The sequence below is a fragment of the Bacteroidota bacterium genome (assembly GCA_039821555.1).
Taxonomy (GTDB): domain Bacteria; phylum Bacteroidota; class Rhodothermia; order Rhodothermales; family Rubricoccaceae; genus JBCBEX01.
The window spans coordinates 181,742-201,436 of sequence record JBCBNX010000001.1 but is presented as its reverse complement, the minus strand read 5'-3'; the positions used below and the strand labels follow the sequence as shown (position 1 = coordinate 201,436).

Below are 19,695 nucleotides of genomic sequence, written 5' to 3'. Positions count from 1 at the left end.
ATCTATGATTCAGCTTCGATTCGTGCTCGTTCTCGTGTTTGCGCTGCTCGGCGCCGCCGACGCCTGGGCGCAGCCCGATATCCAGCGCTTGCGTGACCGCGTCATGGACGACGCCGATATCCTCGCCCGTGCCACCGAGGACGGCCTTCGCGCTCGCTTGGCCGCGCACGAGGACTCGACCTCCAACCAAGTCGTCGTGTGGACCGTCAAGGCGTTGGGCGCCACCACCGTCGAGGAGTTGGCCAACCGTGCCTTCAACACCTGGGGGCTCGGCCAGGAAGCCACCGACAACGGGGTGCTCCTCCTCGTTGCTCGGGACGACCGCGAGCTTCGCATCGAAGTCGGTCAAGGCCTCGAAGGCGCGCTGACCGACGCGCAGGCCGGCCGCATCATCCGCAACGAGATCGTGCCCCGCTTCCGCAGCGGCGACTTCGACGGCGGTGTCACTGCGGGCGTCGACGCCATCCTCGGCTCCCTCGACGGGACGTACATCGCCCAAGACGAAGACTACTCGGACGACTTCAGCGACATGCCGCTCTTCTTCCGCCTGGTCTTCGGCGGGCTGTTTTCGGGTATCCCGCTCACGATGGCCTTCCTGGGCGGCCTGTTTGCGCCGGGCTGCGCGCGCTACTTCATGATGCTATTCTTCATCCCCTTCGTCGGGATCGGCACGACCGTGCTCTTCGGCTCGCCCACCGCAGGCATCGTCTGCGTGGTCATCTACCTGATCGTATTCCTCGTGTTGGATCGCTGGATCGCCAGCACCGAGTGGGGTCAAGACGCCCGTGAGAAAGCCAAGCAAGGAAAGTCGTCCAAAATCTACATCGGCGGCATTCCGATCACCGTCGGCGGCTCTTCGTCCTCGGGTGGCGGCGGTGGCTTTTCGAGCGGCGGCTTCTCCGGCGGGGGCGGCTTCTCGTCGGGCGGCGGCGCGTCGGGCAGTTGGTAGACACGTGTTGCCGGCGCCAGAGAGAGCCTGCCCCCAACGGCGACTCACCAGCCAATGATCTCCGGCGCGTCGCGGTCGTCACTGCGGCGGCCGCGGCGGCCCTCTCGCGCTTCTTGGTCTGAGCGGAACGCTGGGGCGACGGCGTCGGACTCGGTGGCACAGCCGCTGACGCTGCCCTCGAAAACCGTGTCCCAGCCGTTGTCTACCCGCCCCAGGATGCGGTAGCGGTTTGTGCCGAGCGGGCCGGACTGCCGGATCACGACCTCCGCCGCACCGACGCCGTCGAGGTCCAGGGCACCCAGCAACGAAAGCTGCCCTGGCGTGCGCGCAGGCCCCGAGTCTTCCCTCGTGACCTCGGCGAGGGGCGTGAGCACCTTGCCCGACACGTCCGGACGGGCGATGACGAACAGTCGCCAGGTTCGAGGCCCCACGTCGCGCTGCTCGGTAGCGTCGAATGTGCCAAGAAGTTCGTCGATGCCGTCCGCGTCGAGGTCAGCAGCGAGCAGGCGCCCCGGCCGCAGGCGACGCAGCGCGGCTTCGGGGGCATCCACAGCACGGAGCCGTTCGCGGGCGAAGGCGAGCATGAGCCGCTGCTCTTCGCCTGTGGGCAACCGCCCCACGAGTCCGCCACTGTAGACGCTAGACGTCGCGGCCAGCGTAGCCTCGGGCGATAGGGGCTGGCTGGCCCTCGACCGCCCCTTCACCGTGCGGCACTTCACCAAATCGAGCTCGGCCTCCCGAATCGGTGCCGGGACGCTGCCCTGGGCAGGGTCGATGACCCAGAGTCCGCGCCGCTCGTTGAGCAGCGCCTCACGGACGCCCCCGTCGAGCCGTGCTGATCGGACGGAATCACGGAGCCAGCTTGGTCCCAGCGTGTCCAACGAGTCGAGGTCGCGTGCGAAGGGCGCGAGCGGATCACCAATGCGCCCCTCGTAGACTACGGCGATGGGCTCGACGAACACACTGCGGTCGTCGATGGGAGGGCGTTCGTCCCGGGTGACGGCGTAGAGCCGGACGAAGCGGTCGCGCGCCTCGAAGTTGCCGCGTGCGCGGGCCAGCTCGACGAGTTGCCATCCGTCTGCCCCGCCGAGCGAGTCGGCGGACGTGTCGACGCGCTCGTAGTAGGCGAAGGCTTCGCCCTCGATGGTACGGTTGCGACTGGCGAGCGTGAGCGCCAACCGGCGGCGTAGCGTCCCCGCCTCCGCACTCACAGCGTCGTCTAGGATCGTAGCGGCTTGCACCTCGTCGGCCTCGACAGTCCACCGGCGCTCTCCGGTCTCGTCGTGGAAGAACACAAAGGCTTGCCCTACGATGTCAACGCGGGTCTGCGCGAGCGTCGGCGTGTCCGGTTCCCGCGCGTCCGGTTCTCCACAGCCGAAGAAGGGCAGCACCAGGAGGGCAATCAATAGGGAACGCACGGCGGTGGGAGTCGAGACGGTGGCGGAGACTAGACCAACGTCTCGGCGTCCGGTTTCGTGCTAGACGCGCACCTAGGCGACACGGCGGAGGATGGACTCCAGCCGCTCATGATCGTCGCCGAGGAGGCGAGAGAGCGTGCGCCCAGCGCTGCGGAGCGCGGCGACCGCCTCAGCGCCCTGGCCATAGGCACGGTGCAGGTGGCGCAGCACCGCCACAATGAGGTCGTCGGCGGGCACAGCCGGATCCGGGTGGCGGGCGAGGCTGCGGAGAAAGTCGAACGGCTCGCCGAGCGCGCAGACGGTGGCGTCGTGGCACGGGTGGACCATGTCGTGGAGGTCGGCAGGTCGTGGTGGGAGCGTCTGGCGGAGTCGGGCAGCCTGCTCACCTGGACGCGGCGCTTCGCGGTAGGCGAGGATGAGCGCGCGGAACGTCGTACGGATGAGTTCCTGAAGCTGCGGCATCTCGCGCTGGAGGGTGGCGCGGTCCATACCCAGCGCCATCGCTCTCCGACCCAGCTCCACGCTGCCCGTCTCAACGTGCGAGACGAGCGCATAAAGCACCGTGCCGTCCTGCGCGGGCACCTCGACCCAGCTCCCGAACGCTGGCGCTTGCCGCCCTCGGGCCACTTCAGCCACCACGTGCCTGGTGCTGGACTCAATGACTTCGGCGATGCTGTCCATGGTTGGGTGGTCGTCTCTGGGTGCACTATGCTGGTGTGGGGTGCGCCCAACTTACGCTTGCGCTCCACCTGCACTTTCCGCGTGTATACACGGTAGCCCCCCTCCCTATCGTTTCTGGTGCACACCCGCATGCCCTACCACTCATCCGTCCATTCCCATGCGCTCCCTCGCGTACGCTTTTGCGCTTCTCTGTGTCGCCACGCTCTCACTCGGAGCGGGCTGTTCGAGCCCGAGCACCGAGTCGGCGTCGCTTCCATTCGATGATACAGGTGCGGCCTTAGATGCGGCCGAAGCTATTCCGGTCTCGAGAGCAGAGGCACCTGCGACCCCGCCTCAACCTGAGCGGCAGCTCATCAAGACGGGGCGGCTCTCCCTTCGCGTGGACGACTACGACGACGCCATGGCCGCGCTGCGCGACACCGTGGCTCGATTCGACGCCTACCTCGCAGGCGAGCAGGAGCAGCGCCGCACCTACCGCATCGAGAACACCGTCACCGTCCGCGTCCGCGCCGCTGAGTTCGACGCCATGGTGGCCGCCCTCGCTGCGATCGCCCGCACCGTGGAGTCCCGTGCCATCGACGTGCAGGACGTGACGGAAGAGTTCGTGGACGTCGAGGCGCGCCTCCGGTCGCGCCGCGCGGCCGAGGAACGCTACCTCGCCATCCTCCAGCAAGCCGACGACGTAAATGACGTACTCGCCGTGCAGCGCCAACTCGACCAGGTGCGCGAGGAGATCGAGCGCGTCGAGGGGCGGCTGCGCTTCCTGCGCGACCGCGTCGGCTTCAGTACGCTCACGGTAACGCTTTTCGAGGAGACGGAATATGCCCTCACCGAAGGGCCTGGCTTCTTCTCCCAGGTCGCCGACGCGGTCGTGACGGGTTGGCGTGCCCTTCTCGACTTTGTGCTCGCTCTGCTGTCGGTGTGGCCGTTCGTCCTGCTTTTCAGTAGCGGCCTCTGGCTCTACCGTCGCTGGCGGCGACGAAACCCGCGCTCAAGGAAGCCGCGCCGTTCGGCCAAAGGCATCTCGGAAACTCCGATGAGCGCAGGCTAGCGCATTGAACCGGTGGGGGGCGCGGGGCTATCCTTCGGCACCACCAACCCACTCCCCTACTTTTTCGGATCATGGTTCAATGGCGCGGCCGCCGCAAGAGCGGTAACATCGTAGACGTACGTGGAGGGCAGAGCGGCCGTAGCCGAGGCGGTCGCCGCGGTGCCGTGGCGGGCGGCTCGCTCGGCTGCGGCACGCTGATCGTTGTGCTCATCGCCGTGCTTCTGGGTGCTGACCTGCAGTCGATTCTCGGTCTCGTCGGGGGGTCGCAGCAGCAAGCGCAGGTGGATCAGCAGCCCACCGCGACCCCGCCGTCCGACGACGCGGGCGAATTCACCTCGGTGATCCTCGCCAGCACAGAGGACATCTGGAATCAGCTGTTCCGGGCGAGCGGCTACCAGTACGCCGAGCCGCGCCTCGTCCTCTACACCGACCAGGTCCGCTCGGCCTGCGGGATCAATGGGGCGGCGACGGGCCCGTTCTATTGTCCCGCCGACCAGCAAGTCTACATCGACCTGAGCTTCCTGCGCGAACTCCAGCGGCTCGGTGCTCCCGGCGACTTCGCCTTTGCCTATGTGGTCGCTCATGAGATCGGGCACCACGTCCAGACGCTCACAGGCGTCTCGCAGCAGGTCAGCCAGGCGCAGCGCCGGTCGAGCCAGAGCCGCGCCAACCAACTCTCGGTGCTCCTGGAACTCCAGGCCGACTGCTACGCGGGCGTCTGGGCGCACTATGCCGACCAGGACGGCTACATCGAGCCCGGCGACATCGAGGAAGGCATGCAGGCTGCCGCGGCTATCGGTGACGACCGGCTCGCGCGCATGAGCGGTCGCCCCATCCAGCCAGACGGCTTCACCCACGGTACCTCAGCGCAGCGGATGCAGTGGTTCCGCACCGGCTACCAGACGGGCGACACCGACTCCTGCGACACGTTTCGATAGTGAGGGGCCAGAAGAAATCGCTCAACCCGCGACGTTTAACCAAAAAGCAGGTCGCCACGCTCATCGCTTCCGAGGGAGTTTTACACCCTGACTAGACGGCACGTCTTGCGCATACGTACCGTTCAGGATCGAAGAGCCAACCGCAGGTTTTCGGCCTGCCTGGTAGCCGCATCCTCTGTGTCCACGACGACATCGGTTCAGCAAAGGGACGGGGCGACATCTATCCGGCAGAGTACTTCGCTCGGCATGTCAAATGGGTCGAACGTGTGCGAGACCCTTCTATCCCCAATGGATCGGTAGACCATTGGTATCACTTTTCACGGCACAAAGCTTCAATCCTAGACCACGAGACTGAACTCGTCGAAGAGTCGGAGCAGCTTGTTGGATGTGCCTTGGATGGATCGTAAAGAAGCCTCGACGCAGTCTCTGACTTCGCTGAAGCTCAGGGCTTTGAGGAAGTCATTACCCACATTTACGACCACCTTGTTATCTACACGGGTGTGGTTTTGATGGGTCGGGTACGGGGGAACTAGCACCTCGAACAATGTTTGGGACGGACGTCGCCATTCGTAAAAGCCGCCGACGGTCGAGTCTTGATGCCAATCAACATTGTCTGGGAAAATCTTGACGGCCTCGATCCCATAGACCTGCGACGCTCTGCGGCGAACGAAGTCAGGCGTACCGCAGCGAAGCGTTTGTAGCGCCCTCTCGAACAGTTGCCAGCTCACAAGTCCGATGCTCTCTTCCAGAGGCATCATCGCGGCCTTCATACTACGATGGCCGTGTTCTGTCAGCTCGGAATAATCTGCTGACTTCAATCTGAACGTCGTCGCAGGTATTCTGCCCGCAGGTGCGCTACTCGTCCCTTTGTAGCCAGTCGGGCTGAACTCGCGAACCGAAACAGTGCCTTGCCGCTGCTATCCGGTCAGAATACCCGCTGCGTCGACGTAGACCCGTCTCTGGTGTGGCTGGTTTCCCGAACGGCGTTGAAGCGCCCCGCAGCGTGGTCGTAGCGTCGCTCCAGCACGTGTGTTTCCGTCTCGTCGATACGGATCCAGTTGTAGTAGTTCGTCCGTTTGCCTTCGGGTTCGCGCGAACGGTTGCTCGTGGCCGTCCCTGCGCTAGCAATCACAATATGCTGGCTCCATTCAGCTTCGACGCTCTCAGGCGTGAAGTCCAACTTGACCGACGAGACCGTCGATTTATGGATGTGACCGCATAGGACAAGGTTGATCCCGGACTCTGCGGCTGTGAAGAGTGTCTCGAAGCCGCCATCCGACACATCGTGGTCGTCGAGTGATTGCACGCGCGTGAGATGGTGATGCAACACGAGCACGCGGAATGCCTCGGTAGGCTGCCCTTCGAAGTACGACGTGATCCGGGCGCGGTGCTGAGCTTGGACGAGGCCTCCCTTGACCGTCTTTCCGTGCGCCGAGTTGAGCCCAAGCACGGCGAGCGGCGGCAGCCCTGATCGCGTGGCTTCGAACGTGGGGGCGAGGTCGTCGGTGATGTAGTGCTGGTACTTCCGCACCGGGCGATAAACGCGCTCGATGGGATTGTGCCACCAAGCCGTCACGTCGTGGTTGCCGGGCACCACGAGTACGGGAGCCGTGAATCTGTCAAGGAAGGCGCGGGCGGCTACGAATTGCCATGCGCGCGCGCGCTGCGTCAGATCGCCCGAGACCACGACCAGGTCCATATCCGCGTTGTTCACCTCATCGACGAGCGCGTCAACGATGGTCGGGCTATCGATGCGCCCGAAGTGGACGTCCGAGAGGTGGGCGAGGCGGTAGACTGCGGGCTCAGGCATGGCGTAAACACGCGAACGCGCCGCCTACGATCCGCAGACGGCGCGTGAAGAGGAAGCTAGCGCGTCTAGTTTGCGACGGACAGCTGTACGGGAACGGCCACCGTGCCCCAGCGCAGGTGCAGGTCGGCCGAGCTATCGCCCACGTTCACGAACGAGTACGTCAACTGCTCGACGTGGTCCAGCGAGGCGGGGGCCACCTCGACGCGCAGCTGGTCCTGGCTGTCGTCGTAGTTGTAGGCCCCCCATTGGTCAGCGGTCTTGTTGAAGATCACCGTCCACGAGTCTTCCGTGGGAATGGTGAAGAGCGCGTAGGTGCCCGCTGGCAGTTCCTCGCCTTCGACCATCAGCGGCCCCGAGGTTCTGATGACGGTGGCCTCGTTGGCCCCGGAACGCCAGACTTTGCCATAGGCTTCGAGCGCTTCGCCTTCGGGGCCGAAGAGCGTGCGGTCCTTCACGCTGGGGCGACCGTAGAGGACGGTCACGTCTGTCGTGCCGATGGTCTGCATGACCATCGCGTTGGGGCTGACGCGCGCTTCGTCACTGGCGCGCGCGGGCATGTCCTGGGCGAACGAAGGTGCTGCAACGAGCAGCAGGAGAGAAAAGAGAGCTAGGAGGCGCATGGCGGTTGGGGCAGTGCCCCGGTTGAGTAGGGAGAAGTGAATCAGGCGGGAGATGTACTAGAGGAGCATCGTCATGGGCTGTTCGAGGTAGCCCTTGACGGTGTTGAGGAACTGCGCGCCCGTGGCCCCGTCGATGGCGCGGTGGTCGCACGAGAGCGTCACTTTCATGCGCTTGCCAGCGGCGAGTTCGCCGTCCTGAACGACGGGCACGTCGCGGATGCCCCCGATGGCGAGGATCGCCGCGTTCGGGGGGTTGATGATCGCGGTGAACTCCTCGATGCCGAACATGCCGAGGTTCGAGGTGGTGAAGGTGGAGCCTTCCCAGTCCTGCGGTTGAAGCGTGCGGTCGCGCGCCTTCCCGGCGAGCTCGCGCGTGTCGGCGGCGATCTCGGAGAGGCCCTTGCGGTCGGCGTGACGCACGACGGGCGTGAGCAGGCCTTCGTCGATGGCGACCGCGATGGCGACGTGGACCTCCCTGTGGTAGCGCATCACGCCCTCGTCTTCGAGGTAGGACGCGTTCATGGCCGGATGCTGGCGCAGCGCGAGCGCACAGGCCTTCGTGACGAGGTCGTTGAACGACACCTTCGCCTTGCCCTGTGCTTCGCCGAGCTTGTTCAGGCGCGAGCGGAAAGCCATTGCCTCCGCCATGTCCACGTCGATGGTGAGGTAGAAGTGCGGCGCAGTGAACTTGCTCTGGGCGAGACGGCGCGCGATGGTCTTGCGCATCTGCGAGAGCTTCTGATCCTCGGCCCCAGCCGTCGGCGCGGGTGCCGCAACGGGCGCAGGTGCGCTCACCGGCTGGGCGACGGGCTGCGCCACCGGCTGAGCGACGGGCTGCGCCAGCGGCTGGGCGACGGGCGCTGCCTTCGCTGCAGGCGCGTCGCCGCGCATGGCGGCCTCTACATCTCTCTTGACGATGCGGCCTTCCGGCCCGCTGCCCGAGAGCGCCGCGATGTCGATACCGCCTTCCTCCGCCATCTTGCGGGCCAGCGGCGAGGCCTTTACGCGACCGCCGTCGGCCGCGGTCGGTGCGCCGTCGCCGCCCGGTGCTACCACCTCGCTCACGGGTGCAGCCTCAGGAGTCGCCGCGGGCTCAGGCGCCGCTTCGGTCGCCGCGCCGTCGCCGGAGCCACCGTACTTCGCAAGCACGTCGTCAGCGCTCTCGCCCTCCTTGCCCAGCACAGCAATCAGACCGCCAATCGGCACGCCTGAGCCCTCATCGACCACCTTCTTGAGCAGCACGCCGTCGTCGTAGACCTCTAGGTCCATGGTGGCTTTATCGGTCTCGACTTGCGCGATCACGTCGCCGGCGGAGACGCTATCGCCTTCTTCAGCGAGCCAAGCGACGAGGACGCCCTCCTCCATCGTGTCGCTCATTTTGGGCATTTCTACGGCAATAGCCATGGGAAGTCAGAAGTGTGAAGTTAGAAGTGAGAAATTGGAGGTCGAAACGAGAAGGGATGCAAGCTTGGAGGTGCGAGAGTGCGACGTACTTCCTACTTCACTACTTCCTACTTCTCAGTTCACATACAGCGCGCGCTTGGCCGCAGCGATGGTGTCGTCCACCGACGGCATCCAGGCTTCGATGAGGTTCTTGGCGTAGGGTGCGGGCACGTCCTTGGCAGTGACGCGCTGAACGGGCGCATCGAGGTAGTCGAAGGCGCGCTGCTGGATCTGGAACCCAACCTCCGAGGCGATGCCGCCGAAGGGCTGGCTTTCATCGACGATCACAAGCCGGTTGGTTTTCTTGACCGAGTCGATGACGGCGTCAAACGGGAACGGGCGAATCGTGCGCGGATCGATGACCGTCGCCTCGTAGCCCTGCTTGCTAAGCTCCTCGGCCGCTTCCATCGCGAGCCAGTACGACTTGGAGTGCGCCACGATGGTCAGGTCGTCGCCTTCGCGGGCGATGCGTGCCTCGCCGATGGGGATCGTATAGTCGACGGCGTCCGACACCTCGCCCTTCATGCCGAACATCAGCTCAGACTCCATGAACAGCACGGGGTCGTCGTCGCGGATGGCCGACTTGAGTAGGCCCTTGGCATCGTCGGGGTTTGACGGCGCGACGATCTTGAGACCCGGCACGTTGGCGTAGAACGGCTCAGTCGAGTTGGAGTGCGTCGCCGCAAGCTGACCGGCCGCGCCGTTGCCGCCGCGGAAGACAATCGGCACCTTGAGTTGGCCACCTGACATGTAGCGCATCTTGGCCGCGTTCGAGACGATCTGGTCGAACGCCACGAAGGCAAAGTTCCAGGTCATGAACTCGATGATCGGCCGCAGACCCATCATGGCCGCGCCGATGCCGAGGCCGGAGAAGCCGTTTTCCGAGATCGGCGTGTCGATGATGCGCTTGGGCCCGAACTGGTCGAGCATGCCCTGCGACACCTTGTACGCGCCGTTGTACTCGGCGACCTCCTCGCCCATGAGGAAGACGTTTTCGTCGCGCTCCATCTCCTCGGTCATCGCCGCCCGGAGTGCCTCGCGGAATTGAAGTTCAGCCATGTCTGCTTTATTAGTCGTAGGTCAAAGGTCGAAGGTCGCAAGTCTATGAGGCTGGAAGCAGCAACGATCTACGACCTGCGACCTCAGACCTGCGACTTCCGCTAGGAAATAAACGGGTAGTCGTCCTGGACGTACACGTCCTCGTACATCGTCTCGACGGGCGGGTACGGGCTGTTCTCGGCGAACTCGACCGCACCGAGCACAACCTGCTTCACCTCGTCGTCGATGGTGTCGAGGGCGTCGTTCTCGGCGAGCTTGTGCTCCAGCATGTAGGCCTTGAGGCGGACGATCGGGTCCTCGTCCTTCTTCGCCTCCATCTCCTCCTTCGTACGATACTTCTGCGGGTCCGACATGGAGTGGCCGCGGTAGCGGTAGGTCCGCATGTCGACCATGAAGGGCTTGCCTTCGCGTGCCTCGTCGGTGATGTCCTTCATGGCCTTGTAGACAGTGAAGACATCCATGCCGTTGATGAGTACGCCCGCCATGTCGTAGGGGTAGCCCTGCTTGTAGAGGTCAACGCTGCCGCGCGAGCGCTCGACAGAGGTGCCCATCGCGTACTGGTTGTTTTCGCAGATGAGAAGCGCCGGGAGTTCGTAGAGGGCCGCGAGGTTGGCGGCTTCGTGGAAGCTGCCCTGGTTGATCGCGCCGTCGCCGAAGTAGGTCAGGCTGACGCCGCCCGTCTCCTTGTACTTGCACGCAAACGCGAGGCCGACGCCGACGGGGATCTGCCCGCCGACGATGCCGTGGCCGCCGTAGAAGTGCTTTGAGACGTCGAAGAAGTGCATCGAGCCGCCCTTGCCGCGCGACGAGCCGTCGACCTTACCGAAGAGTTCGGCCATGCAGGCGTTGGCGCTCATACCGCGCGCAAGGCCGAGGCCGTGATCGCGGTAGGCTGTGATGATCGGGTCGTCAGGACGCGTGGCCCAGACGGAGCCGGTGGAGACGGCTTCCTGGCCGATGTAGAGGTGGAGGAAGCCTGAGATCTTCTGCCGCCCGTACATCTGCGCTGCGCGCTCCTCGAAGCGGCGCTGCATCAGCATGTTGCGGTACATGTCAAGCAGCGTCTCGACGTCGAGACCCAGCTCTTCGTGCGTGTAAGCGTCGACCTCCGTGTAGAAGCGGAAGTCGGCATCTCCGGGCGCATTGATAGCTTCGGCATGCCCCAGGTTGAGGCTCTGTCCTTCGATGGGGCTCGGCGCCCCGTCGCCGCCGACGGCACCGGGAACCGGATTCTCGGCAGCGGCCTTCCGCGCAGTGGTCCGTTTGGCGGGCGCTTTACGAGGAGCTGGCTTGCGCGTCGTCTTCTTGGCCGTGGTCTTTTTGGCCGTGGTCTTGCTCGCCGTGGTCTTTTTGGCCGCGGTCTTGCTCGCCGTGGCCTTGCTCGCCGCGGTCTTGCTCGCCGTGGCCTTTTTTGCCGTGGAGGTCGTCTTCTTCTCTGCCATTGAGGGAGCGGCGCTAGGTGATAACCGGTACAAGGGTGGCGCCATCGGACGCCGTCGAACACTCACGCAATCGTGTCCGAGATGTTCGCTATGGGCGAAGTCTAAATATACGAGGCGGCGGCGGCCCCTTTCGTTCATGTCCGTACGCCAGACGGTGGCGAGGGCCTGTTGCGAGGGCGAGCCGCTTCTGGGAACGTTTTCACAGGCTGCGCCCAGGCCTCCAAGTAACTCACTTCCTATTTTGGGAGTTCGCTCGCTCTTGCCCTGCTTGCGCGCAACGCGCTGTGTCTGCTCCTGTGCCCGTTCCCACCGCATCGCCTACCCCGCCTGACGTGAAGGGCGAGCGTTCACTAGTCGTGGTCCCGACCTACAACGAGGCGGACAACATCGAGCGTCTGCTCACGTTCGTCTGCGAACTCAAGCCGAAGGCTGTGGCCGACTTTGGCCTGGCTCTCGTCCGCCCCGTGACGTTTGACGTTCTAGTAGTAGACGACGGCTCTCCAGACGGGACGGCGGCGCTCGTCAGGCGCGTGCAAGCGGCGTACCCTGGACGCGTGCATCTCGTCGAACGGACGGGCAAGCTGGGGCTCGGCACCGCCTACGTGCGCGGCTTTCGCTACGCGCTCGCCCACGGCTACGACCACGTCTGCGAGATGGACGCCGACTTCTCGCACAACCCGGACGACCTCCCGAAGCTCGTTGCCGCTATTCAAGACGGCGCTGACGTCGCCATCGGGAGCCGCTACGTCGGCGGCGTTCGCATCATGAACTGGCCGCTCTCGCGCCTCGTGCTCAGCTACGGCGCGGGCGTCTACACGCGGGCGATCACCGGCCTCCCCGTCCTCGACGTGACGGCGGGCTTTAAGTGCTTCCACCGCCGCGTGCTTGAAGCGATTGACCTCGACCGGGTCAAGTCGAACGGCTACTCATTCCAGATCGAGCTCACCTACCGCGCGTGGAGGCAGGGCTTCAAGATTGCCGAGGTGCCTATCGTGTTCACAGAGCGCACGGAAGGCCAGAGCAAGATGAGCAAAGCCATCGTCCGCGAGGCCGCCTGGAAGGTGTGGGAGCTGCGCCTGCGGCAACTCGTGGGCAAGCTGTGACGATGCGTGCCTGGTGGCATGCGATGGACGTTCCCAGCACACGCTGTCTATTCCCTATCACACATCGAAGAACTTGCGCTTGAGCGCCTCCGCAAGTCGGTCGGGGAGCAAGTCTGCGGCCCACGCGCTGACCCGGTCGGCGAGGCAACCTACCGTCTGTCGCGGCGGCGGCGATGACGTCGCAAGTACATCTGCTATGGCGTCGGCAACGACGGAAGGCGGCGGGCCTGTACGCTCCCCTTCGAGTGTGACATTGAGGGCACGAGTGAGGGCCTCGCGGTAGTGGGAGTCGTCGCTGTGAGCCGGGGTGAACCGACGTGCACTACTAAAGCCCGTTCGCACGTCGCCCGGTTCGACGAGCGTAACCCGGATGTCGAAGGCGACGAGTTCGAGGCGTAGGGACTGAGCCCAGCCTGCCAGGGCAAACTTGCTGGCCGAGTAGGCCCCCTGGAAGGGCAACCCGATCCGCCCGGCAATCGAGCCGACGAAGACGAGATGCGCACGCTTCCCGCCCACCGCGTTCTGCGCCCGCATCGCAGGGAGGACAGCGCGGACGAGGCGGTGCGGCCCGAGCAGGTGTGTGTTGAGTTGGGCTTGCAGCTCGCCGTCTGTGGTCTCTTCGAGCGGCCCGACGAGCGACCAGCCAGCGTTGCTCACGACAGCGTCGAGGCGTGGTCCCTGCTCCAGCACCCAAGCAATGCCATCGTTGACGGACGCCTCCTCGTCGACGTTCATGGGTAGCATCATGAGCCCGTCCCGCACCTCGCCGAACGCGGCGGTTCGGCTCGTGCCGAATACCTGCCAGCCGTCTCGGGCAAGACGCTGCGCGGTAGCCAGGCCGATACCCGACGATGCCCCGGTGACGAGTACCGTTTTTTTCATAACGCGAACGCCCAGATTGTCAGCGAGCAAGACAGAGCCGACTGGCACACCCGCGTACCTTCCCGGAGTTTCTACCGCCGGATCCCATGCCTATCCCTGCTCTCGCCGACCGTAGCGCCGAGGTCGTCTTTCGCGGCTTCGAGAGCTACCGCCGTCGCTACCGCGTCCTGACACGCCGAGCCCGCACCCGCTTCGAGACGCAAGACTGGGCCGGTATGGGCAAGGACGCCACCGAGCGCCTCGACCTCTACAAACGCACCGTCGCCGCCGTCGAATACGACCTCCGCAACACGCTCGGCGGGGATATCGAGAACCACTACCTCTGGGCCAATATGCACGGGGCCTACGCCCAACGCAACAGCCTGCGCGACGACTGGGAACTCGGCGAGACTTTCTTCAACTCGATCACCCGCCGCATCTTCGACACGGTCGGCGTAGACGAGGAGATCGAGTTCGTGGCAAGCGGCATCAAGACGCCGCCGCCGCGGCCCGTCGTGCGCGTGTTCGAAGGCGTCGGCACCGTGCCGCAGCTGTTTGCCTCGATCCTCAAAGCCTACCCCTTCGACCTCCCGTATCGAGACCTCCGTTCTGACGCGGAAACCCTCGCCACACGGGTCAAGGCGCACCTTCGCCAACAGGAGGCCGTGGGGCACGTGGACCGCTTGGAGCTCATCGAGTCGGTGTTCTTCCGCGACCGCCGCGCCTACCTCGTCGGGCGGATCTACTGCGGGGCGTACACCTCGCCCGTCGCTATCGCACTAGCAAACGAAGACGGCGAGATCGGCGTGGACGCGTTCCTGCTCACCGAGGACGCCGTGTCGATCCTCTTCTCGTTCACGCGGTCGTACTTCCTCGTGGTCGCCGACCGGCCATACGACCTCGTCCGGTTCCTGAAAAGCCTGCTGCCGCGCAAGCGCGTCGCCGAGCTCTACATCGCGCTCGGGTTCAACAAACACGGCAAGACGGAGCTCTATCGTGACCTGCTGCGGCACCTCGCCCAGGCCGAGCGCTCAGACCCCAACGACCGCTTCGTGCGGGCACCAGGCCAGCGCGGCATGGTGATGACCGTCTTCACGATGCCGAGCTACGACTACGTCTTTAAGCTCATCAAGGACCGGTTCGACCCGCCGAAGACGGTCACCCATCAGGGCGTGAAGGATGCGTACGCCCTCGTCTTCCGCCGCGAGCGTGCCGGGCGGCTTGTGGACGCGCAGGCCTTCGAGCACCTGGAGTTTGACCGCGCCCACTTTGATCCAGTGCTGCTCGACGAGTTGCTCGTCGAGGCAGGACACATCGTTTCCGTGGACGGCGATCGCGTTCGGATCGGGCTCGCCTACACCGAGCGCCGCGTGACGCCACTCGACCTCTACGTTCGTCGCGCGCTCGACGAGACCGACAGTGGCCTGCGCGTGGCGGACGCCGAGATGGCGGTGGTCGACTACGGGTGGTGCATCAAAGACCTTGCAAAAACGGGCATCTTTCCCGGCGATCTCCTGCTCAAGAACTTTGGCGTCACCCGCCACGGCCGCGTCGTCTTCTACGACTATGACGAGTTGCAGCTCATGGGCACCGTTAACTTCCGCAAGAAGCCGGTGCCGCGTACGCTGGAACAGGAAATGGCCTCAGAACCATGGTATTCCGTAGGCGAGCATGATGTCTTTCCCGAAGAGTTGATCTACGGACTCGGGTTAGTCGACCCCCTGCGCCGTACTTTTTTGGCTGAGCACGCCGACCTCTTCACCCCGGAGTTTTGGCAGGCCGCGCAGGCGCACCTTGCGGAAGGCGACCTCGTGCAGCCGCTCCCCTACACCGCGCAGCACCGCCTTCGCCGAGCACCGCTCGCCGAACCTGCGGGCGCCGTTCCGTCTTGACTCCCTGACCTACGTCCGATCCTTCCCTGCCGATGGCTAGCTACACGCACCTCACGCCTCCGACCACTGGTTCGAAAATCACCATCTCCGGTGGCAAGCTGCACGTCCCCGACGACCCGATCATCCCGTTCATCGAGGGCGATGGCATCGGCCCCGACATCTGGAAGGCCAGCGAGCCCGTCCTCGACGCGGCCGTTGAGAAGGCCTACGGTGGCACGCGCAAGATCCACTGGATGGAGGTCTATGCTGGCGAGAAGGCCAACAACCAGTTCGGCGAGTGGCTGCCCGAGGACACGCTGACGGCGATCAAGGACTACCTCGTCGCGATCAAGGGCCCGCTCACGACGCCCGTCGGCGGCGGCATCCGCTCGCTCAACGTGGCGCTCCGCCAGAAGCTCGACCTCTACGCCTGCGTGCGCCCGATCCAGTACTTCGACGGCGTCCCTTCCCCGGTCAAGCAGCCGGAGAAGGTCGACATGATCATCTTCCGCGAGAACTCGGAGGACATCTACGCCGGCATCGAGTTCAAGGCGGGCACCGACGCCAACAAGAAGCTCCGCGACTTCCTCATCAACGAGATGGGCGTCACGAGCATCCGCTTCCCCGAGACGAGCGGCCTCGGCATCAAGCCCATCTCTGAGGAAGGCACCAAGCGCATCGTTCGCTCGGCCATCGACTACGCGATCGCCAACCGCAAGCCCAACGTGACGCTCGTGCACAAGGGCAACATCATGAAGTTCACCGAGGGCGGCTTCCGCGACTGGGGCTACCAGCTCGCGAAGGACGAGTACGGCGCCGTGGACCTCGACGGCGGCCCCTGGCAGACGATCACGCTCGACGACGGCTTTGAGATCACCGTCGGCGACGTGATCGCGGACGCGTTCCTCCAGCAGATCCTGCTCCGCCCGTCGAACTACGACGTGATCGCCACGATGAACCTCAACGGCGACTACCTCTCGGACGCGCTCGCCGCGCAGGTCGGCGGCATCGGCATCGCGCCGGGCGCCAACATCAACTACGTCACCGGCGCGTCGATTTTCGAGGCCACACACGGCACGGCTCCGAAGTACGCCAACCAGAACAAGGTGAACCCGTCGTCGGTCATCCTCTCCGGGGAGATGATGTTCCGCTACATGGGCTGGACGGAGGCCGCCGACCTCATCATCGAGGGCGTCGCGGGCGCGATCCGTGGCGGGCGCGTCACCTACGACTTCGCGCGCGGCATGGACAACGCCACGGAGATCTCGACGTCCGACTTCGGCCAGGAGATCATCGACAACATGGGCTAGCCGGCGCTACCTGTTCGCTGTCGACACACAGCCGGCAGTCGCCCAGGGTCGTCCTTTCGGGGACACTCGTTGCGACTGCCGGCTTCGCTTTTTGTGGCACCCGCTCGCCATCGAATTGATAGGTCGGCTGGGAACCCCATCGCTCTCAGTTTGGATACCACGTCATCCTTGAAGCAACCGCTCTTCTCTGGCACCGACCTCGCCTCCTCCAATGAAAGCCACCTGGAACGACGCCACCCTCGCTGATTCTGACGACACGGTCGTCGTGGAAGGCAACCACTACTTCCCCGCAAGCGCACTCGACCAGGCGCATTTTGAGGCGAGCAGCCACACGACCCGTTGCCCGTGGAAGGGTACGGCGCACTACTATCACGTGGTTGTAGACGGCCAGCGCAACGAGAACGCGGCGTGGTACTACCCCGAGCCGAAGCCTGCCGCCTCCGAGATCAAGGACCGCGTCGCCTTCTGGAAAGGCGTGCGCGTCTCAGCTTAGCACTATGGCATCCGACAACCCACGTACCGGTGTATCGCGGCGCTCTGCGCAGCCTGGGCGCTCTCAGCCATAGTTGAGTGCTTCCGGTCTATTCGTAGCGGAGCACCTCCGTTGGGTTGACCGTCGCCACGCGCCAGATCTGGCGAGCTACTGTCAGCGCCGCGATGGCGAAGAGCAGCGTTATCCCCGCGAGGAACGGGCCGAACGACAGCCCTGCGTGGTACGTCCAGATGCTGTTGAGCAGGAGCGGCAGCACGAAGAGGCACAGGGCCGAGGCCAGGGCGACGGCTACGAGGAGCAAGACGACAAACTCGCGGTTCAGGAGAACGCTGATCTGTGAGACGGTCGCCCCCAGCACCTTGCGAACGCCCATCTCCTTGGTCCGGCGCGTGATCGTGAGCGACACCATGGCGAAAAGCCCAACGGCTGCGATGAGCACCGCACCAAACCCGCTGTAGGCAAACACGACCACGATACTCCGGTTGATGGCGCGCGGCTCGACGCGTATCGAACTGTGCTCGTAGCTCGAATACAGGACGTCGGGCGCGTGCGCCTTCCAGGCCTCCTCCATGCGCGTCTCGACGGCATCCGTGCGACCGGGCTGCGTTTTGACCACGAGGTAGGGATACACACCTTCGCGGTTGTCGTTGGTCCGCGCGCGTAGAATGAAGGGGTCGATGTCATCCCAGGGACCATCCGAGAACACGTTGGCGACGACGCCTACGACGACGACCGCCGTGCTGTCCACGAGGAACCGCTCGCCCAGCGCAGCCGCGGGTGTCGTCCCCAGACTGAGGCCGTCGACCAGCGCTTCCGAGACCACGACGCCGTCTGAGGCGTCTGAATCGAGTCCATCCTCGTGGAAACGACCCGCGAGCAACGTCAGGTTGACGAGCTCGGCATACCCGGGCTCAGCCGCGTAGACTTCAGCGCGCAGATCGCTCTCCGCGCCGAGCGCTGCCACGGGCAGCGTGTTGTAGCGGTAGCTCAGGTGGGCATTCGTGCCGACCACGCCCTCCACGTCCGGATCGGCAAGAGCCGCTGCTCGCATGGCAGTATAGTCGCTCGGCGTGTCCGTGTTGATCGTCAGGAGGGCCTCGGTAGCGTAGCCGTAGTCCAAGTTATCCTGGTACTCCGCGTTGCGCAGGAACACCGCGCTAGTGATGACGGCCATCAGCGCTGCTGCGAACTGGAAGACGAGCAGCGTGCGTCCGAGCCAACCAAAGCGCGCCATCGGCTGCTGGCCCTTGAGGATCTCAACGGGACGAAAGCGGCTCACATAGGCGGCCGGCCATCCGCCGGAGAGGAGTCCCGTGAACAGCACAAGCCCCGCCAGGAACAGCAAGAACATCGCATTGTCCGCATACGAGATCTGGAGGTCAATGCCGAGCGTAGGCCACAGCGCGTTGTAGCCCGGCACGATCAGATGCGCTAGCAAGAGCCCGAGCCCCAGGGAAAGCGCGCACAGGATGAGGCTCTCGCCGAGGAATTGCAGGATCAGTTGCCGCCGCCCGCCGCCCAGCGACTTGCGTACGCCGATCTCTTTCATACGCCGCCCGGCGAAGGAAATCGAGGTGTTCATGAAGTTAAAGCACGCCATGAGCAAGACCAGGATCGCAATGATGCCAGGCGAGACAATGGCCGCCGGATGGACGCCCTGCTTGAGCCAGTAGTTGCTCTTCGACGGGGACGTGAGGGCTACATCGAGCAGGGATTCAGGCGCCACGGCGCGCAAGGGCCAGTTTTCGTTGGCCGCGTTCTGCGTTGGCACAAACCGACCGGCCGCTGCAGCGATCTGCGCAATCGCAGCGTCTTCTGCTTGAACAAAGGTCAGCGCCCATTGCGACCAGTCGTCCGCGGCGGTGTTATAGATCCGCTCCAGTTGCACGTACGGGATCAGCAGATCGAACTGGAGGCTCGACGCCGCCAGGATGGGCTCGGTCACTGCCCCTACAGTGAACGTCACGAGCGAATCGTTTCGGAAGCGGAGCTCGATGTCGGACCCGATGGGGTTGGCGTCCCCGAAGTACTTCTCGGCGGTCCGGGCTTCCAAGACCACCTGCTGTGGATCGTCGAGGGCTGCTGGACTGCCGTAGCGCAGCGGAAAGTCGAACATGGCCATCACCGACGACTCGGCGAACCGCCCGTTTTCCTGAAATACCTGGTCGCCCACGCGCATGTTCACGCCCGCCCAGTTTAGCCGCGCAGTCCGCTCGATGCCCGACACCTCAGATTCCAGCGTAGGTGCCATCGGCATGGGCACGACGCCCCACGTCCCGTCCCACCCGCTCGTCTCAACTTCGGCGTTGAGCAGGTAGATCTCGTCCGCGTTCTCGTACTGCGCGTCGAAGCCGTAGGCGAACTCGAAGTTCACGTAGGCCAGCACGCAGCCCGCGATGGCAAACGCCAGGCCGAGCACGTTGATGACGGTGTAGTGCGGGTACTTGCGGAGGGTGCGCCAGGCGAGGACGAAGTAGCTCTTCAGCATGGGACGAGCGGGGTGGCAGGCGTGATCGACACGAGAGGTGTGCGGGGCTATTCGGAAGGGGTGACCCTCAAGTTGCGCTGCGGTTGCTGTCGATCGTGTCGATGGCTTGCTCCGCTGCGTACCGCGCCGCATCTTGTCACACCCTTACCCACATATCT

At 64.6% G+C, this 19,695-nt stretch carries 17 protein-coding genes; 7 read left to right on the top strand and 10 right to left on the bottom strand.

Annotation, left to right across the window (positions count from 1 at the left end; genetic code table 11):
• Nucleotides 1–4 precede the first annotated feature (4 nt).
• Nucleotides 5–949: a TPM domain-containing protein gene (locus AAFU51_00810; GenBank protein ID MEO1569786.1), complete on the top strand. Its 945-nt coding sequence runs from the start codon at nucleotides 5–7 to the stop codon at nucleotides 947–949.
• Nucleotides 950–993: 44 nt separating this feature from the next.
• On the opposite strand, the gene AAFU51_00805 is transcribed toward AAFU51_00810, so the two are convergent.
• The gene (locus AAFU51_00805; GenBank protein ID MEO1569785.1) at nucleotides 994–2,367 is read right to left on the bottom strand and encodes a hypothetical protein; all 1,374 of its coding nucleotides are present in this window, start codon (nucleotides 2,365–2,367) and stop codon (nucleotides 994–996) included.
• Between the two features lie 72 nt (nucleotides 2,368–2,439).
• On the bottom strand, nucleotides 2,440–3,048 hold the full coding sequence (locus AAFU51_00800; GenBank protein ID MEO1569784.1) for a hypothetical protein: 609 nt from the start codon (nucleotides 3,046–3,048) through the stop codon (nucleotides 2,440–2,442).
• On the opposite strand from AAFU51_00800, the gene AAFU51_00795 reads away from it, so the two are divergent.
• Together AAFU51_00795 and AAFU51_00790 are read left to right on the top strand one after the other, a co-directional pair.
• Nucleotides 3,026–4,099 (top strand): DUF4349 domain-containing protein, encoded by a 1,074-nt coding sequence (locus AAFU51_00795; protein MEO1569783.1) that lies wholly within the window; start codon nucleotides 3,026–3,028, stop codon nucleotides 4,097–4,099. The two genes, AAFU51_00800 and AAFU51_00795, sit on opposite strands and share 23 nt — an antisense overlap.
• Before the next feature lie 71 nt (nucleotides 4,100–4,170).
• Entirely contained in the window at nucleotides 4,171–5,037 is an 867-nt protein-coding gene (locus AAFU51_00790) for a neutral zinc metallopeptidase (protein MEO1569782.1), read from the top strand.
• Nucleotides 5,038–5,375: 338 nt separating this feature from the next.
• Here the strand turns inward: AAFU51_00790 and AAFU51_00785 are convergent, their stop codons facing one another.
• The 6 genes from AAFU51_00785 to pdhA all read right to left on the bottom strand — a co-directional run bounded on the left by AAFU51_00785 (nucleotide 5,376) and on the right by pdhA (nucleotide 11,411).
• Nucleotides 5,376–5,807, bottom strand: coding sequence for a hypothetical protein (locus AAFU51_00785; protein ID MEO1569781.1), 432 nt, complete (start codon nucleotides 5,805–5,807; stop codon nucleotides 5,376–5,378).
• Between the two features lie 155 nt (nucleotides 5,808–5,962).
• Nucleotides 5,963–6,847, bottom strand: a complete 885-nt coding sequence (locus AAFU51_00780; protein ID MEO1569780.1) for a metallophosphoesterase — start codon at nucleotides 6,845–6,847, stop codon at nucleotides 5,963–5,965.
• A 65-nt stretch (nucleotides 6,848–6,912) separates the two neighbouring features.
• A complete protein-coding gene (locus AAFU51_00775) occupies nucleotides 6,913–7,467 on the bottom strand; it encodes a DUF2911 domain-containing protein (GenBank protein ID MEO1569779.1) in 555 nt (184 codons plus the stop codon).
• 57 nt (nucleotides 7,468–7,524) lie between these two features.
• Nucleotides 7,525–8,871 carry a dihydrolipoamide acetyltransferase family protein gene (locus AAFU51_00770; protein ID MEO1569778.1) on the bottom strand — a complete coding sequence of 449 codons (1,347 nt, stop codon included), beginning with the start codon at nucleotides 8,869–8,871 and terminating at the stop codon, nucleotides 7,525–7,527.
• A gap of 114 nt (nucleotides 8,872–8,985) precedes the next feature.
• Nucleotides 8,986–9,969 carry a pyruvate dehydrogenase complex E1 component subunit beta gene (locus AAFU51_00765; protein ID MEO1569777.1) on the bottom strand — a complete coding sequence of 328 codons (984 nt, stop codon included), beginning with the start codon at nucleotides 9,967–9,969 and terminating at the stop codon, nucleotides 8,986–8,988.
• Between the two features lie 101 nt (nucleotides 9,970–10,070).
• On the bottom strand, nucleotides 10,071–11,411 hold the full coding sequence (gene pdhA, locus AAFU51_00760) for a pyruvate dehydrogenase (acetyl-transferring) E1 component subunit alpha (protein ID MEO1569776.1): 1,341 nt from the start codon (nucleotides 11,409–11,411) through the stop codon (nucleotides 10,071–10,073).
• A gap of 296 nt (nucleotides 11,412–11,707) precedes the next feature.
• Between pdhA and AAFU51_00755 the strand changes: the two genes are divergently transcribed.
• Nucleotides 11,708–12,514: a polyprenol monophosphomannose synthase gene (locus AAFU51_00755; GenBank protein ID MEO1569775.1), complete on the top strand. Its 807-nt coding sequence runs from the start codon at nucleotides 11,708–11,710 to the stop codon at nucleotides 12,512–12,514.
• 57 nt (nucleotides 12,515–12,571) lie between these two features.
• Here the strand turns inward: AAFU51_00755 and AAFU51_00750 are convergent, their stop codons facing one another.
• Nucleotides 12,572–13,396 carry an SDR family oxidoreductase gene (locus AAFU51_00750; protein ID MEO1569774.1) on the bottom strand — a complete coding sequence of 275 codons (825 nt, stop codon included), beginning with the start codon at nucleotides 13,394–13,396 and terminating at the stop codon, nucleotides 12,572–12,574.
• 86 nt (nucleotides 13,397–13,482) lie between these two features.
• On the opposite strand from AAFU51_00750, the gene aceK reads away from it, so the two are divergent.
• The 3 genes from aceK to AAFU51_00735 all read left to right on the top strand — a co-directional run bounded on the left by aceK (nucleotide 13,483) and on the right by AAFU51_00735 (nucleotide 17,049).
• Complete coding sequence (aceK, locus tag AAFU51_00745) at nucleotides 13,483–15,267, top strand: bifunctional isocitrate dehydrogenase kinase/phosphatase (protein ID MEO1569773.1); 1,785 nt, start codon at nucleotides 13,483–13,485, stop codon at nucleotides 15,265–15,267.
• A 32-nt stretch (nucleotides 15,268–15,299) separates the two neighbouring features.
• Complete coding sequence (gene icd / locus AAFU51_00740; GenBank protein MEO1569772.1) at nucleotides 15,300–16,556, top strand: NADP-dependent isocitrate dehydrogenase; 1,257 nt, start codon at nucleotides 15,300–15,302, stop codon at nucleotides 16,554–16,556.
• A 211-nt stretch (nucleotides 16,557–16,767) separates the two neighbouring features.
• On the top strand, nucleotides 16,768–17,049 hold the full coding sequence (locus AAFU51_00735; protein ID MEO1569771.1) for a DUF427 domain-containing protein: 282 nt from the start codon (nucleotides 16,768–16,770) through the stop codon (nucleotides 17,047–17,049).
• Nucleotides 17,050–17,137: 88 nt separating this feature from the next.
• On the opposite strand, the gene AAFU51_00730 is transcribed toward AAFU51_00735, so the two are convergent.
• Entirely contained in the window at nucleotides 17,138–19,537 is a 2,400-nt protein-coding gene (locus tag AAFU51_00730) for an ABC transporter permease (GenBank protein MEO1569770.1), read from the bottom strand.
• Nucleotides 19,538–19,695: the final 158 nt, after the last annotated feature.